The organism is Paenibacillus agricola, from assembly GCF_011440305.1.
GTDB lineage: Bacteria > Bacillota > Bacilli > Paenibacillales > NBRC-103111 > Paenibacillus_S > Paenibacillus_S agricola.
This window is the reverse complement of record NZ_JAAOIW010000032.1, coordinates 1-13,151: the sequence shown is the minus strand read 5'-3', so window position 1 is coordinate 13,151 and position 13,151 is coordinate 1. Positions and strand designations below refer to the sequence as shown.

Here is a 13,151-nt window from a genome sequence, read left to right as displayed (position 1 = left end):
CTTAACCTTGGTTGATTAGCTGTCTGATTTCGGCAGCTACACCAGCTTTATCATCCTGGCTAGTAATGCCGCCGCCAATAATGATCAAATCCGGCTTAGCCTGGATTACTTCTGGAAGTGTGCTTAATTTGATGCCGCCAGCAACCGCTGTTTTTGCATTTTTGACAACGCGTTTTACGGTACGAAGCTCTTCAAAAGGGCTTTGACCAGCAGCTTGGGAGTCGTAACCCGTGTGCACGCAGATATAATCTACGCCCAGTGCATCAATTTCAATAGCACGCTTCTCAAGATCCTGCACGTTGATCATATCCACGAGGATGCTGTTGCCATGCTTGCGTGCTTCCTCGACGGCACCTTTAATCGTTGCATCGCTGCTAGCTCCAAGAACGGTAATAATATTAGCACCAGCCTCGGAGGCTTTCATAACCTCGTAACCACCAGCATCCATAATTTTCAAATCAGCCAATACTAACAGATTAGGGAAAGCTTCTTTGATGGCTTTTACTGCGTGCAGGCCTTCATTAATAACAATTGGTGTACCAATTTCAACGATATCGATAAATGCCTCAACCTCTTTAACAAGTTTAATGGCATCAGGAATATTGACAAGATCCAAAGCTAATTGCAATTTCATAAATGATTCACTCCCAATTTTTTGTTTTTGTGTAACCGTGTAACCTTTAGCAATAAGGCTAAGTATACAGCCATCCTGATTTATTTGTAAGTACGCACTTTAATCTTACATAGTGCCTAAAAGTATACTGTACGGTATAATAGAGAAATGGATGAGTTATAGCCTGCAAGGCATACTAGAATTAAGATGGGGGGAAATAGGGAATGGGACATCTTTCGGAAAAAACGTTTAACTGCGAAAAGGAATTGACATTAAGTGTAATCGGCGGCAAATGGAAAATGCTGATTTTATGGTATTTAGGCAAAGAGGGCACCAAACGATTCGGAGAATTAAAGTCGCTGATCCCGGACATCACTCAAAGAATGCTTGTTAGCCAGCTGCGGGAGCTCGAGGACGATTTGATTGTCCACCGTGAGGTTTACCCTGTTGTTCCACCCAAGGTGGAGTATTCGTTAACAGAGCTGGGGCAAAGTCTGATGCCGATTCTGGAATCGATGTATGATTGGGGCAAAAACTATATGGAAACCGTAGCTACGGACAAAGTGGAAATCAAGGAATTGATTTTGTCCAGACAGCAATCATAGAACCCAATAAAAGCCGTTCAAAGCTAGCTTCGCAGTTTGCGATTTAAGCTTGAACGGCTTTTACCTATTTAATGACTTGCCTTTCTATTGATCATACTCTAAAATTGCAAAACCCCTAGAAAAACGCCGCCATAAACAAATGCACCTACGATGACGAAAGCAGGATGGGTCTTTTTCTTAACCATAAAAAAGTAAGCGACCGCCGCAATCCCAAGCGACTGCCAAATCCCAATCTCATGCACAGAATTTACGCTCAACTGCCAGGTCATGACCAGCATCATGATCGCGATTACCGGCTGTACCAGCAAGGTCATCCCTTTGACAGCATTCGATTTGCGATATTTTTGCATGATGTTCAACAGCCAAATCAACGCTGCTGCCGTAGGGACAACTGTAGCAATAATGCTCACTGCAAAGCCGACCCAGCCGCCAGCCTGATAGCCGACGAATGCCGCAATTTTGGTAGCAATCGGTCCCGGCAGCGTGTTGCCCAAAGCTAGCATATTGGAAAATTGGATATTGTCTAACCAATGGTAATGATTGACGATTTCCTCATACATCAGAGGAATGGACGAGGGACCTCCCCCATAGCCAAGCGCATTTGATATAAAAAACCCCCATAATAGTTTTAACCACTCCATGGTGTATCCTTCCCTCCTCTAGCTTTCACTTTTTGCTTCTGAAAGTGTAATAGCGTCCGAAAGTGAAAGGCTCCATAAGCTAGAAAAAGGCCAATAACGATAGCGGAATGTAGTTCAATAACCTCAAGCATCAAGAAAGAAACCGCGAATAATAATACACCAAGAATTTTTCCTAGGCCTTTAACGGCCTTCTCGCCAAATTCATAAGCCATCATTCCCAGCATGACGGCAACGACGGGCGTTACGGCTCCAATCATTCCAGCGATGATCTTAGATGAGCTAAGAGCGGTGATGATGGATAACAAAGCGACCATACCGACACAGGTAGGGACAATATGGGCGAGCACGGAAACGCAGGCTCCCAGTGCCCCTTTTTGACGGTAGCCGAGATAGGCGGCCAGTTTGGTAGCAATTGGTCCCGGAAGTGCATTGGCAATAGCTAGAATCTCCCCGAATTCATCATCCTGCATCCATTTATAGCGGGTAACCGCTTCGTAACGAATCAGCGGAACTGTAGCGGGCCCGCCCCCATAACCGAGCATACCCGTTCTAAACATTGCGATCGTAATATCTTTATAGCTGCTCACAGTAACCGTTCATCCTCTCTCATAGCCTCATACCCATGCGGCTTTTGTATCGTTTAATCAGCACCTGGCAGTCCACGCTGGTAATACCCGGCAGCACATAAAGCTTCTCCTGCAAAAATAATTCCATTTCCCTGTTACTCGCAAATAATCCATGCATATGGAGCTTGCTGGGCCCGGTCATATGGTAGAGGCTGCTAACCTCGGGTTCGTCAGCCAAGCGGTCTGCGGCTTCCATCAAATGCTTGGGTTCAACCTCCACATTGAAAAAAGCGGACACGGTTATGCCAATCTTCTCAGGATTGATTACCGCAGTAATTTTCTCGATCGTTCCATTTTCCATCAGGGCATTGATACGAGCCTGCACACCCACTCTGGACAGATCAACCTCTTTGGCGATATCTGTATAGGAGGCCCTTCCGTTTTTCTGCAAAATCGCAATGATTTTACGGTCAATCTCATCAATATTGGAAAAGGTACCCTCCAAAATCATTTTTGAATTCATAACTACGATCCTCCGGAAAAAGCATTTTTTTCTTCATATTATTTTCAACTATAAGAAAGAAAAAATCATTAAATACCTTCATTACGTAAAAATATACCTAATAAATATACATTTTGCAATAAAAATTTTATGATTACATTCGAATTGATGGTGATATAGAGTTTGGAATCTCTCTATTAAAACGCTCCAGCACTCCTGAGATTGCTGCTATTTATAAGGTTTTGTTCCATTTAGTAGAACAAGCGTCATTGCTGTTGTATACTGTGGCTAATTAACTATCCACTTTGTGCTTAGGAGGGGACTTCTTGATACGTGAAATTGACCTTAGCGATAACCACAAAGCTTTAGAACTGCTCATGCTCCAGCAGCACTCTTACAGGATTGAAGCACAATTGATCGGTTTTAAGGATATTCCTCCTTTATTTGATTCTCCGCATTCGCTTAAAGAAAGCGGTGAGCTATTTTTCGGCTGTTATGATCGTGAACGTTTAACCGGAGCTATATCCATCAAGCAAGCCCCTAAGGAACTAACCATTTGCCGTATGATGGTGCATCCTGAATATTTTCGCCGTGGTATCGCAAGCCGCTTGCTCACCTTTATAGAAGGTCTGGTTTTTCCGGGCACTCCGATTAAAGTATCGACGGGAACTAACAACGAACCAGCTTTTCGTTTGTACAGGAAGTTTGGCTATGAGCCTTTCCAGGTCTTGGAGATCTCGCCGGGGATTACCTTGACGGTGTTTTACAAAAGGATTTGACCCTCAGGTTTGACCTCCCGAACTGGGATGATTTATTTTTGAAGGGATTCTCATTTATAAGGCGTCTAATTATTTAGAATTAAGTATAAGGCGGTGAAACGATGGAGCAATCGACGGATGAACAGCTAGTTGAACAAATCCGTCAAGGAGATGAGGAAGCGTACCGCTTTCTTATTGAGCGTCATAAAACATACATTTATACGCTCATTTATCGTATGGTCTCTCATCGTGAAACCGCCGAAGATCTGACGCAGGATGTGTTTATTAAGCTTTATCGCTCATTAGCTCAATATCGGGGGGATGCCAAATTTACAACATGGTTATATCGCTTGACCACCAATATTGTTACGGATTATCGCAGGGCGCAGCGGCGAAGACCGTATGAAGCCATTTTGGATAAAATGAAAGGTTGGCTCAGTAATCGCCAGGAAGAACCGGAGGCGGTGGCCCTGCTGAAGGAGGAACAGCAGACGGTTCAGCACCTGCTTTCCGAATTACCTGACAAATACAGACTGATTATTTATTTGTACCACTATAAGCAGCTTTCCTATCAGGAAATTTCCAATGTCACGCAGCTACCCCTAAAAACGATCGAAACCCGCCTCTACCGCGGCAAGTCACTGCTCAAACAAAAATGGCAGGAGGTACGTAACCTTGAACAAACTACATCCGAACGAGCGGCAGCTTCAACGATTCTTAAATAGAGCTTGCACCGAGCTGGAAAATAAAAGAATAAAGCAGCATATCCATTCCTGCTCGGACTGTCGAAACCGTCTGCATACGTATCTCAATCTGGAAGAGCTTTTGAACAAAATGAATCTTTTATCACCGTTGCCAGGGCTTGAGGAGCGGGTTATGCAAGTAATTCGTACGGAATCAACAATAAAACGACAAGATGATCACATACCGGGCGCTATCCAACCTAGTAGCGAACATAGAAGAACCTCATCCCGGAGCCGTATCTGGTGCCCCGAGCTAGTCAATGGGCTGATAGCTACAGCAGCGACCTATTTGTTTATCAGCTCAGGCATCTTGGGCAAAATTATTGCAATCGGATCCGGAAATTGGGGAGCAGGAATTCAAACTAGTTTTGTGGAGCTTGGCCAAGCTGTCCACAAGTTTTCAATGTATTTCATTTCTTAGCTGTTTAGCCATTAGAAGTTTAGCCCTTAGCAGTCCAGCTTTTAAGCTATATCCAAAAGTGCTATGAGTAACTAGCGGAGTGGCCAGGGTGTTCTGGAGATAGGGAAGCGGTGCCTTTGTTCATGGATTTTTACAACTGAGGTTTTATTTAATCAAAAATATCCTTGAACAACAGCAATCGGAGGAACACCCTGGCTGCGCAGCTGCGCTATATTCATCGTACTTTAACTCCTGGCTGCGCAGCTGCACTATATTCATCGCAATAACTCCTGGCTATTGATCGCACTTTACTTGAACGGAGGACACCCCTATCATGGAAGAACATCGCAAAGACCCTATCATTACCGAAGAAGACAAAGAAGAAGCTTTCCTAAAGGAGCGGATGGAGCGCTGGAATGCAACCCAGCAGCAATCGTCATTCGATCCCTTCGCGAATAGCCGGCACAAAAGCAAAGTGGTGGCCTGTCTGCTTTCAATGCTGATTCCCGGAACGGGGCAGCTATATCTGGGACTGATGCAGCGGGGCATGATGGTGATGCTGCTGTTGATTTTGAATATTTTTGCAATCGTATTCTTTTCAACAAGCCCAAGCACCAGTATTCCTTTAATTGTCCTGTTTTCGCTGTTTTTGCCGGTCATATATTTTTATAATATTTTTGATGCGCTGCAGCAAACGGACAAGGTGAATGGACAATGGCACGGCTTATACACGGACCCATTGGGCGAAATGGGTGAAGGGCTCAAGCAGCCCTTGAAAAAGCTTTCCAAAGGCAGCTCATTAGGTTATTTATTGGTGATTGGCGGTATATTTTTGTTTCTTGTCAGCAGCAAGCCTGATTGGCTAAGCCGAATTTTTGACGCCTTGGGCTCATCAATTGGAGCCATTATTTTAATTGTGATGGGAATATACATGTTTGTTAAAGAGTCTACAAAAAAATAATCAACAACCAGCGATCATATGTGGTAATTAGGGAGGTTTTAACCATGCGTAAAGCAGGTCGTTTTACGGCCGCGCTCTTATTGATAGCGGTTGGTGCAGCGGTAATCATGGATAGGTATCTTAACACAAGTTTGACTGCGCTTTTGATGGAGTGGTGGCCAGTATTGTTCATCTCTCTGGGTCTTGAGTACATTTTGTTGAACATGAAATATGGAGAAAGCGATAAGCAATTGCGGCTTGATCTTGGTGGTGTTATTTTTGCAGTATTAATTTCCGCAGTTGTTATCGGCAGTACCCACACAACTGCGTCCTTTCAAAATTGGTTCGGTTCGATGAGTTTTGGGCAATCGTTTGGTGGCCCGTTCACGGAAGGCGAAGGGAAGAAATTTCAAAAGGAGATCGTTCTCATACCGCTTGCACCTGGTCTTGAACGTATTTCCTTGAATAATCAGACTAATGGGAATGTAACGATCCAATCGGGCAGCAACAGCCAAGTGCAAATTGAAACGACCGTTTATGTGGCTTTGGACGATGAGCAGGAATCAGCTAAAGTGGCTAATGAATCTCAGGTCAAACAAAGCATGAATGGGCAAACGCTTAAATTGATCGCTGAAGGCAAGGAGTATGGAAGCGGGTTTTGGTCGACAAGACGCCCGCAAATCGATGTGGTGATCACGGTTCCTGCCCAACTACAAGCTAGTATGGATATCGAATTGACCAATGGTCGATTGAAGGCAGAACAGCTTGTGCTTAAGCGGTCATTCAAAGTGAATACGACTAATGGAGAAATCCAGTTAAATGGGATTGAAGCCGATATCGAACTGGAATCAACCAATGCCCGAGTCACCACGATGAAAACTAAAGGCAGGTTGAAATTGGAAACGACGAATGGTTCCATAGAAGTAGGCGACCATCAAGGTGACGCTCAGCTGGAATCGACGAACGGCGAGCTTAAAGTAACTGGAGTTACAGGAGTAATCACTGCTGAGACAACGAATGGCGACATTACTATTGCAGAAGCACAGCGAGCGCTCAAGGTGGAAACAACCAATGGAACCATCGAAGTGGCCAGCCACACGGTTAATGGAGATTGGGAGCTAAAAACCAACCACGGCGATATGAATCTGACGCTTCCTGCTTCAGGGGACTATAAGGTCAAAGGAGACACTAATAACGGACATGTCCAGAATTCGTTGCCGCTGCAAATTCGTAAAGACAACATAGAAGGCACGATCGGCAACGGCAAAAATCAAATTAAACTAGAGACGCGAGGATCCCTTACGATAAAGGCTGCCAGCTAGGTACAGCTTAATAAAGAGACCAGCTTCATAGTAGCTTTGTAATACATTTTATTACAAAATGACCTATAGGCTCAGGCTCTTTTTTTTATTTTAGAAGTCATGCTGAGCCGGGCAATGAAGCTGGCAGGCCTGCCTACGTCGCTGAGTGGGGCTCAAGAGGAAGATGCACTCCTTCCGTTCGCAGACCGTAGTGAAGTGGCTGTTTGGGCCAAGCAGGCTGCTTCCTCAGCGGCGCTTAAAGGTATTGCCGAAGGCAATGGACAAGAGCTGCAGCCTCATAGCAAGGCGACAAGGGCTGAGATGGCTGCCCTGATGTATAGAGTCTTGATTAAAGCTGGATTAATCGGGCGAAATTAGCGCTGTAGATTGACAAAATGAAGTAATGCCGCGTAAAATGAATCGATAACGTTTATCGAATTTTAGGTGGTGAGACAGCATGGATTCACGAATGGAGCAGGCGTTAACAAAGCTTAAAGCAACTGGCGTTCGCATGACCCCACAAAGACATGCGATTCTCGCTTTTTTACTGAATACGATGACGCATCCTACGGCCGATGAGATTTACAAGGCGTTGGCTCCGCAGTATCCCAGTATGAGTGTTGCCACAGTGTATAACAATTTAAAGGTGTATATAGAGCTGGGACTTGTTCGAGAAATGACATATGGAGACCACTCCAGTCGGTTTGATGCGGATATGTCGGACCATTATCATGCTCTTTGTGAGAATTGTGGCAAGCTGGTTGACTTTGCTTATAAACCGCTTAACGATTTGGAAATAACTGCCGGCATCGAAACAGGCTTTTTAATTAAAAGCCATCGCGTCGAAGTTTACGGATTATGCACACAATGTGTAGTAGTCCGCCAATCATAAGGACGACGACTACAAGACGAATAGCCGTATATGCGGTATAATGGACGTGACCGAGGAGCCTTGCTGGACAAGAGCCTCGGACGCGTCCTTTTTGTTATGCATATCGTCATCATTATGGGAGTGAAACGATGGAATCCGATTATTCAAACGGCTATATGAGGCCAAGGAAATCAAAGAAAATGCGTATATTTTTACTCCTTTTGGTAGTGATTGCTGCTATTCTTGGAGCTGGATTTGGTTTTTATTGGGCTAAATTTGTTCCTACGAACAAGCATGAGGAGCCTACCTTTGCCGGCTTAGAAAAGCCGATCTTTTACCAAGGCAAGATGCTAGAGAAGCCTGCCACAGGCAAGGCAGAAAGCCTCAAGCTACCCTTTGAAACCGTTAAGGAATTAATTGACCCCAGCATTCATCAAGAAGCAGCAAGCGAATCGGTAATTATTACGACACAGGACAAAGTCATTCGGATGCGTACCAGTCAATTGACTGCGATGCTAAATGAGAAGCCATTTACATTAAAATTTCCACTCGTCAAAACGGACGGGACCCTTTATTTACCGATGGAGCCAATCAAATCTCTCTATTCTATTGAATTACGCGAATCACCCCAAACAGGTGCCGTCATCTTGGTTAAAGAGGGGGATGTTCTTCAGTGGAGCAAGGCAATAGCCTATCCCGATAAGCCTTCCAAAACAATTGCTATGCGTAAAGCGCCAGCGATTAAATCGCCCATTTATGCAGACCTGCAGCAAGGAGAAGCGGTTATGGTATGGCCGGATGATAATCCGGAATGGTCTTTAGTACAGCAAACTAATGGGTATATGGGATATGTGAGGAAAGAGCATCTGCAGGCGGATCGCCAAGAAACATTGCCTAAGTTAGGGCAGCAGCCTGGCTTTGTTCCTGCCAAGCCAATTACCGGAAAAATTAATTTATCATGGGAGCAAGTGTTTAACAAAAATCCCGATACGACCAAGTTTCCGCCGATGCCCGGCTTGAATGTCGTCAGTCCAACCTGGTTTTCGCTGGAGGATGGCAAAGGCAACCTTAAAAATATTGGAGATCCAGTCTATGTCAAATGGGCACAAAGCCAGAATATCCATGTGTGGGGGTTGTTTAGTAATGACTTCGATCCTAAGAAAACTACGGAGGCTTTAGCTACTTACGACACAAGGATGAAAATGATCAAACAATTATTAAGCTATGCCCAATTATATTCACTTCAGGGTATCAATATCGATTTTGAAAATGTAAACCTGTCCGATAAGGAAGAATTGGTGCAGTTTGTCCGTGAAATGGTTCCGCTTATGCATGAGCAAGGGCTTATTGTTTCGATGGATGTAACGCCCAAATCGACTAATGAGAACTGGTCGATGTTTTATGACCGCAAGGCTTTAATCGAATCGCTCGATTACATGATGCTCATGGCCTATGATGAGTTTTGGGCGGCCAGTCCGAATTCAGGGTCGGTAGCTTCCTTGCCATGGGTAGAAAAGAGCTTAACCAGAATGATGAGTGAAGATAAGATTCCCGCATCAAAGCTTATTCTGGGCGTCCCTTTTTATACGCGGATCTGGACGGAAGAGCAAGTGAATGGCAAAACGAAGGTCTCCTCCAAGTCTGTGTTTATGGAAGCGCAGGAAAGAATCATTAGAGAGAAAAATTTAACCCCTAAGTTTCTGCCAGAGGCTGGGCAAAATTATGTGGAATACACAGAAGCAGGCAAGCTAAATCGGATTTGGATGGAAGACGAAGTCTCGATGAAAGCACGTGTAGAATTAGTGAACAAGTATGACTTAGCCGGAATCGCATCTTGGCGACGAGGGTACGAGCTCCCACCGATTTGGAGCCTTATTAACAACACCTTAAAAGACTAACAAGATTAGTCAAAAGAAAACCCGGTTTTTTCTGCCAATATGGGTCATTTCCCTTCTAAAGCACAGGGATGTCCATTGGGCACGAAAAGTCCGGGTTTTTAATGTTATGAAGGCGGTAACCGATATTCTCATTATCTGCTAGCCCAGCTTAGGCATTTGCTTGAGGATCATGCTTAGGATCCAAGGATAGGATCGTTTTACAAAACATACAACGGTCGGTCTTGCCCAGCAATTTCGTTGGCTTGCCGCATTCCGGGCATTCAATTACTGTTGCACTTGTAGACATCATGCCTGCCCAGAAATAGACGCCCATACTAGCGAGCATTGCGATTGCCCCAATAACCATGAACACACCGGCCATAATTTTGCCTGCAGTTCCCCAGCCAAAGACGATTCCTGCTAACCCGATAATCATCAGCAGCATGCCACCCATTGTTAACAATAAGCCCCACAACCGGAACTCATTGACTTTACTTGATTTGAATTTCATTGAACCCACTTCTTCCTCAGATAAATTGTGAAAATTGTCAGCTAACCCATGCAGGAAACCGCCTACTTTTGTAGAAATAAGTTGTATCATGATACCTTATAGGAGGCTGCAGCGATGAAAGCCGTAAAGGAACAGCTGGTTGCCAGGCTCCGAGAAGATAAATCAGTAATCAGCTTGCTGGCTGTAGACAATCCGTCTATATTTTCAGCAGTTACTGATGGGTTTGATCTTCTTCTGCTTGTCATTTCAAATGATGTCCTGAAAACTGACCGACAATATCATTATATAAAAGACGACAGCCGTATACAAGAACGATGGATCAGTCCGGCAACATTAGATTATTTTGTTTTACATGGAGAGCATCGCAATTTGATCTTCTGGATCTTAAAGGGAGAGATTCTTCTGGATCAACACCTGTATTTGGAAACGTTGCGGCATCGTACGCTGGAATTTCCAGCAGAATTGCGCGAGCATAAATTATTGATTGAATTTTCGAAATTTTTGAGAAGATACCTGCAAAGTAAGGAATATATATTAGAAGACCATACGTTGGATGCTTACAATAATATTCTGGAAGCGCTCCATCATTGGGCAAGGATCGTCATTATTGAAGCAGGCATTCACCCAGAGGTAACAGTTTGGCGGCAAGTCAAAGTCATTAATCCTGGTATTTACAAGCTTTATGAGGAGCTTACGATGAGCAAGGAAACCGTCAAGCAAAGAGTGCAATTAGTGCTTCTTGCTTGTGAGTTTTCGGTTATGTCTAAGATGGAGCGGTGCTGTAAAAGGGTGCTGGACCTATTGGCGAGCCGCGAGGAGGCTTGGAGCCTGCAGGAGCTTCAACTGTCCGAGGCGCTTACGGATATTAAGCTAGAGCTCCCATTATTGTTGAACAAGCTGGTGAAAAAGCTGCTGGCCAAAGAAATCATCTACACGGTGGATGAGGAAGTCACTTTGTTAGAGATCCGTTATACGCATGTCTAAAGGTTAACCAAATAATTCTTTCAGTAGCTTCATAATGAAGCGACAAATGGTGTTTTTTCTGCTATAATCTGTGTAATTGAATACCCACTGGGGGAGCCTCTGACGGTGAGGCTGAGATAAGGAAGCATTGTTCCTTGACCCTTGGAACCTGATACGGTATGCGTGAGCATGCTTCTGGATGATACCAGCGTAGGGAAGTGGACGTGCGTAAGGCTACTGAAATGCTGTTGCCAATACGAAGTCAACCAACCTTTCCGGTTGGTTTTTTTGTTTGATTTGATACCGAAAGGCAGGTGCTTGCCGTGCAATTGATCATTAATGGAGAAGAAAGAGAACTGGAGTCGCTTTCCACCGTTGCTGAGTTGTTAACGCTTTTTAAGCTTGAGCAAAAAATTTTGGTTGTTGAGCTCAATCGCGATATTGTCGAAAGAAATGAATATAATACGACTCCGTTACATGAAGGCGATAAGTTGGAAATTGTCCATTTTGTTGGTGGCGGTTAAGTTAAATGTTGTTAAGTGGAAAAGTAAATAAAACTGAATAAAATATGGAGGCATTAACCATGAGTGATTTATTGAAAATTGGTCCTTATACATTTAATTCCCGTCTGCTCCTAGGAACTGGAAAGTTTGCTGATCTGGATATCCAAAGGCAGGCTGTTGAAGCCTCGGAAGCGGATGTATTAACCTTTGCGATTCGTCGTCTTCCAATTGACAATCCAGAGGCTCCTAATTTTTTGGAGACAATTGATTTAAAGAAGTTTAGATTATTGCCGAACACAGCAGGGGCATTTACTGTGGAAGAAGCTGTTCGCATTGCTAAGCTAGCCAAAGCAACGGGCTTATGTGACATGATCAAAGTTGAGGTGCTGGGCGACCCTAGAACATTGCTGCCGGATCCTATTGGTACATTAGAGGCAACCAAGATTTTGGTTGACCTCGGCTTTATTGTGCTGCCCTATACGTCTGATGACCCGATTCTGGCGCGAAAGCTCCAAGAAGCAGGGGCTGCTGCAGTAATGCCGGGAGCGTCTCCTATCGGCTCTGGTCAAGGAATTGTTAATCCCAATATGCTTAGGTTTATTATCGAGGAAGCCAAAGTTCCGGTAATTATCGATGCTGGAATTGGCGGACCTGCCGATGCTGCTTTGGCAATGGAACTTGGTGCAGATGGCGTACTATTGAATACTGCTGTCGCCGGTGCCCTTAATCCTGTGTTGATGGCGGAAGCCTTCAAGTTGGCAGTAATGGCAGGCCGTAAGGGCTTTTTGGCAGGCCGTATTGCGAAGAAGCGTTACGCCTCCGCCAGCAGTCCGAATGAAGGAATGATTGAATAATTAGCATCAAATATTGTCATAATATTTCTAAGGATTAGAGTATGGTTCACCTTAGGATGCCATGCTCTTTTCTATGTCATTGTGCAAAATAGCTCTTTTTTTATCCTGTAGGAAAGATAGTTTAGCGGATAATTTTATTATTTTGTAGAAACTGCTTGACTTATAATCTCAGTATATGATACATTACTTCTCGCCGCTAAAAACGGTTGCATCACATTAACTCCTGCGAAGTCAGGACGTCGCAAGTAAAGAAAAATAATGCTTGCATAGTAGTAGGCTAGTGTGGTATATTAAGAAAGTCGCCGCTAAAATTAAATTATCAACTTAACTTAATTGAAGCAAAGACGACGAAACGCTTTTACAGTAATTCACAACATGAATTGTCCTTTGAAAACTGAATCAACGAGTGAGTAAAAATAGAGAATGCAAGTTCTCGCCAGATGTAAAGAATGAGGCAACTCAAGTTCTACCTTAATGGAGAGTTTGATCCTGGCTCAGGACGA

17 protein-coding genes and 1 riboswitch are annotated in these 13,151 nt (G+C 44.1%); of the genes, 12 read left to right on the top strand and 5 right to left on the bottom strand.

Going from position 1 to position 13,151, the window contains the following annotated elements:
* Position 1: 1 nt before the first annotated feature.
* Positions 2-634 (bottom strand): 3-hexulose-6-phosphate synthase, encoded by a 633-nt coding sequence (gene hxlA / locus G9U52_RS37290; protein ID WP_166158047.1) that lies wholly within the window; start codon positions 632-634, stop codon positions 2-4.
* Positions 635-837: 203 nt separating this feature from the next.
* Between hxlA and hxlR the strand changes: the two genes are divergently transcribed.
* Entirely contained in the window at positions 838-1,218 is a 381-nt protein-coding gene (hxlR, locus tag G9U52_RS37285; RefSeq protein WP_166158044.1) for a transcriptional activator HxlR, read from the top strand.
* Between the two features lie 98 nt (positions 1,219-1,316).
* Here hxlR and chrA read toward each other — a convergent pair whose 3' ends face one another.
* Genes chrA through chrS form a run of 3 tightly spaced genes read right to left on the bottom strand, consistent with a single transcriptional unit; the run spans position 1,317 to position 2,948 of the window.
* Positions 1,317-1,859 (bottom strand): chromate efflux transporter ChrA, encoded by a 543-nt coding sequence (chrA, locus tag G9U52_RS37280; protein WP_166158041.1) that lies wholly within the window; start codon positions 1,857-1,859, stop codon positions 1,317-1,319.
* On the bottom strand, positions 1,847-2,446 hold the full coding sequence (gene chrB / locus G9U52_RS37275) for a chromate efflux transporter ChrB (RefSeq protein WP_512699219.1): 600 nt from the start codon (positions 2,444-2,446) through the stop codon (positions 1,847-1,849). Before chrB ends, chrA begins: the two co-directional genes overlap by 13 nt.
* Before the next feature lie 19 nt (positions 2,447-2,465).
* Positions 2,466-2,948 carry a chromate efflux transcriptional regulator ChrS gene (chrS, locus tag G9U52_RS37270; RefSeq protein ID WP_166158038.1) on the bottom strand — a complete coding sequence of 161 codons (483 nt, stop codon included), beginning with the start codon at positions 2,946-2,948 and terminating at the stop codon, positions 2,466-2,468.
* A gap of 305 nt (positions 2,949-3,253) precedes the next feature.
* Here chrS and G9U52_RS37265 point away from each other — a divergent pair, with 305 nt between their 5' ends.
* The 8 genes from G9U52_RS37265 (at position 3,254) to G9U52_RS37230 (ending at position 9,838) form a co-directional block, all read left to right on the top strand.
* Complete coding sequence (locus G9U52_RS37265; RefSeq protein ID WP_166158035.1) at positions 3,254-3,706, top strand: GNAT family N-acetyltransferase; 453 nt, start codon at positions 3,254-3,256, stop codon at positions 3,704-3,706.
* Between the two features lie 101 nt (positions 3,707-3,807).
* The gene (locus G9U52_RS37260; protein WP_166158032.1) at positions 3,808-4,410 is read left to right on the top strand and encodes an RNA polymerase sigma factor; all 603 of its coding nucleotides are present in this window, start codon (positions 3,808-3,810) and stop codon (positions 4,408-4,410) included.
* Positions 4,361-4,849: a zf-HC2 domain-containing protein gene (locus tag G9U52_RS37255; RefSeq protein ID WP_166158029.1), complete on the top strand. Its 489-nt coding sequence runs from the start codon at positions 4,361-4,363 to the stop codon at positions 4,847-4,849. The genes G9U52_RS37260 and G9U52_RS37255 overlap by 50 nt, the downstream gene beginning before the upstream one ends.
* Before the next feature lie 313 nt (positions 4,850-5,162).
* Positions 5,163-5,789: a hypothetical protein gene (locus G9U52_RS37250; protein WP_166158026.1), complete on the top strand. Its 627-nt coding sequence runs from the start codon at positions 5,163-5,165 to the stop codon at positions 5,787-5,789.
* A 44-nt stretch (positions 5,790-5,833) separates the two neighbouring features.
* The gene (locus G9U52_RS37245) at positions 5,834-7,090 is read left to right on the top strand and encodes a DUF4097 family beta strand repeat-containing protein (RefSeq protein WP_166158023.1); all 1,257 of its coding nucleotides are present in this window, start codon (positions 5,834-5,836) and stop codon (positions 7,088-7,090) included.
* Between the two features lie 99 nt (positions 7,091-7,189).
* Positions 7,190-7,447 (top strand): S-layer homology domain-containing protein, encoded by a 258-nt coding sequence (locus tag G9U52_RS37240; RefSeq protein ID WP_166158020.1) that lies wholly within the window; start codon positions 7,190-7,192, stop codon positions 7,445-7,447.
* A gap of 79 nt (positions 7,448-7,526) precedes the next feature.
* Complete coding sequence (locus G9U52_RS37235; RefSeq protein WP_166158017.1) at positions 7,527-7,961, top strand: Fur family transcriptional regulator; 435 nt, start codon at positions 7,527-7,529, stop codon at positions 7,959-7,961.
* 179 nt (positions 7,962-8,140) lie between these two features.
* The gene (locus G9U52_RS37230) at positions 8,141-9,838 is read left to right on the top strand and encodes a glycosyl hydrolase family 18 protein (RefSeq protein ID WP_243767786.1); all 1,698 of its coding nucleotides are present in this window, start codon (positions 8,141-8,143) and stop codon (positions 9,836-9,838) included.
* Between the two features lie 148 nt (positions 9,839-9,986).
* Here G9U52_RS37230 and G9U52_RS37225 read toward each other — a convergent pair whose 3' ends face one another.
* On the bottom strand, positions 9,987-10,328 hold the full coding sequence (locus G9U52_RS37225) for a DUF2614 family zinc ribbon-containing protein (RefSeq protein ID WP_166158014.1): 342 nt from the start codon (positions 10,326-10,328) through the stop codon (positions 9,987-9,989).
* 114 nt (positions 10,329-10,442) lie between these two features.
* On the opposite strand from G9U52_RS37225, the gene G9U52_RS37220 reads away from it, so the two are divergent.
* The 3 genes from G9U52_RS37220 to G9U52_RS37210 all read left to right on the top strand — a co-directional run bounded on the left by G9U52_RS37220 (position 10,443) and on the right by G9U52_RS37210 (position 12,648).
* Positions 10,443-11,312, top strand: a complete 870-nt coding sequence (locus G9U52_RS37220; protein ID WP_166158011.1) for a nucleotidyltransferase-like protein — start codon at positions 10,443-10,445, stop codon at positions 11,310-11,312.
* A 79-nt stretch (positions 11,313-11,391) separates the two neighbouring features.
* Positions 11,392-11,525: riboswitch (TPP riboswitch) on the top strand.
* An 89-nt stretch (positions 11,526-11,614) separates the two neighbouring features.
* Positions 11,615-11,815 carry a sulfur carrier protein ThiS gene (gene thiS / locus G9U52_RS37215; RefSeq protein ID WP_166158008.1) on the top strand — a complete coding sequence of 67 codons (201 nt, stop codon included), beginning with the start codon at positions 11,615-11,617 and terminating at the stop codon, positions 11,813-11,815.
* Positions 11,816-11,874: 59 nt separating this feature from the next.
* Positions 11,875-12,648, top strand: a complete 774-nt coding sequence (locus G9U52_RS37210) for a thiazole synthase (protein WP_166158005.1) — start codon at positions 11,875-11,877, stop codon at positions 12,646-12,648.
* Positions 12,649-13,151 lie beyond the last annotated feature (503 nt).

What these genes read in the sequence shown, in the direction of transcription:
- hxlA (WP_166158047.1), bottom strand. Translation starts at nt 634, where the DNA reads ATGAAATTGCAATTAGCTTTGGATCTTGTCAATATTCCTGATGCCATT.
- hxlR (WP_166158044.1), top strand. Translation starts at nt 838, where the DNA reads ATGGGACATCTTTCGGAAAAAACGTTTAACTGCGAAAAGGAATTGACA.
- chrA (WP_166158041.1), bottom strand. Translation starts at nt 1,859, where the DNA reads ATGGAGTGGTTAAAACTATTATGGGGGTTTTTTATATCAAATGCGCTT.
- chrS (WP_166158038.1), bottom strand. Translation starts at nt 2,948, where the DNA reads ATGAATTCAAAAATGATTTTGGAGGGTACCTTTTCCAATATTGATGAG.
- G9U52_RS37260 (WP_166158032.1), top strand. Translation starts at nt 3,808, where the DNA reads ATGGAGCAATCGACGGATGAACAGCTAGTTGAACAAATCCGTCAAGGA.
- G9U52_RS37250 (WP_166158026.1), top strand. Translation starts at nt 5,163, where the DNA reads ATGGAAGAACATCGCAAAGACCCTATCATTACCGAAGAAGACAAAGAA.
- G9U52_RS37245 (WP_166158023.1), top strand. Translation starts at nt 5,834, where the DNA reads ATGCGTAAAGCAGGTCGTTTTACGGCCGCGCTCTTATTGATAGCGGTT.
- G9U52_RS37240 (WP_166158020.1), top strand. Translation starts at nt 7,190, where the DNA reads ATGCTGAGCCGGGCAATGAAGCTGGCAGGCCTGCCTACGTCGCTGAGT.
- G9U52_RS37235 (WP_166158017.1), top strand. Translation starts at nt 7,527, where the DNA reads ATGGATTCACGAATGGAGCAGGCGTTAACAAAGCTTAAAGCAACTGGC.
- G9U52_RS37230 (WP_243767786.1), top strand. Translation starts at nt 8,141, where the DNA reads ATGCGTATATTTTTACTCCTTTTGGTAGTGATTGCTGCTATTCTTGGA.
- G9U52_RS37225 (WP_166158014.1), bottom strand. Translation starts at nt 10,328, where the DNA reads ATGAAATTCAAATCAAGTAAAGTCAATGAGTTCCGGTTGTGGGGCTTA.
- G9U52_RS37220 (WP_166158011.1), top strand. Translation starts at nt 10,443, where the DNA reads ATGAAAGCCGTAAAGGAACAGCTGGTTGCCAGGCTCCGAGAAGATAAA.
- G9U52_RS37210 (WP_166158005.1), top strand. Translation starts at nt 11,875, where the DNA reads ATGAGTGATTTATTGAAAATTGGTCCTTATACATTTAATTCCCGTCTG.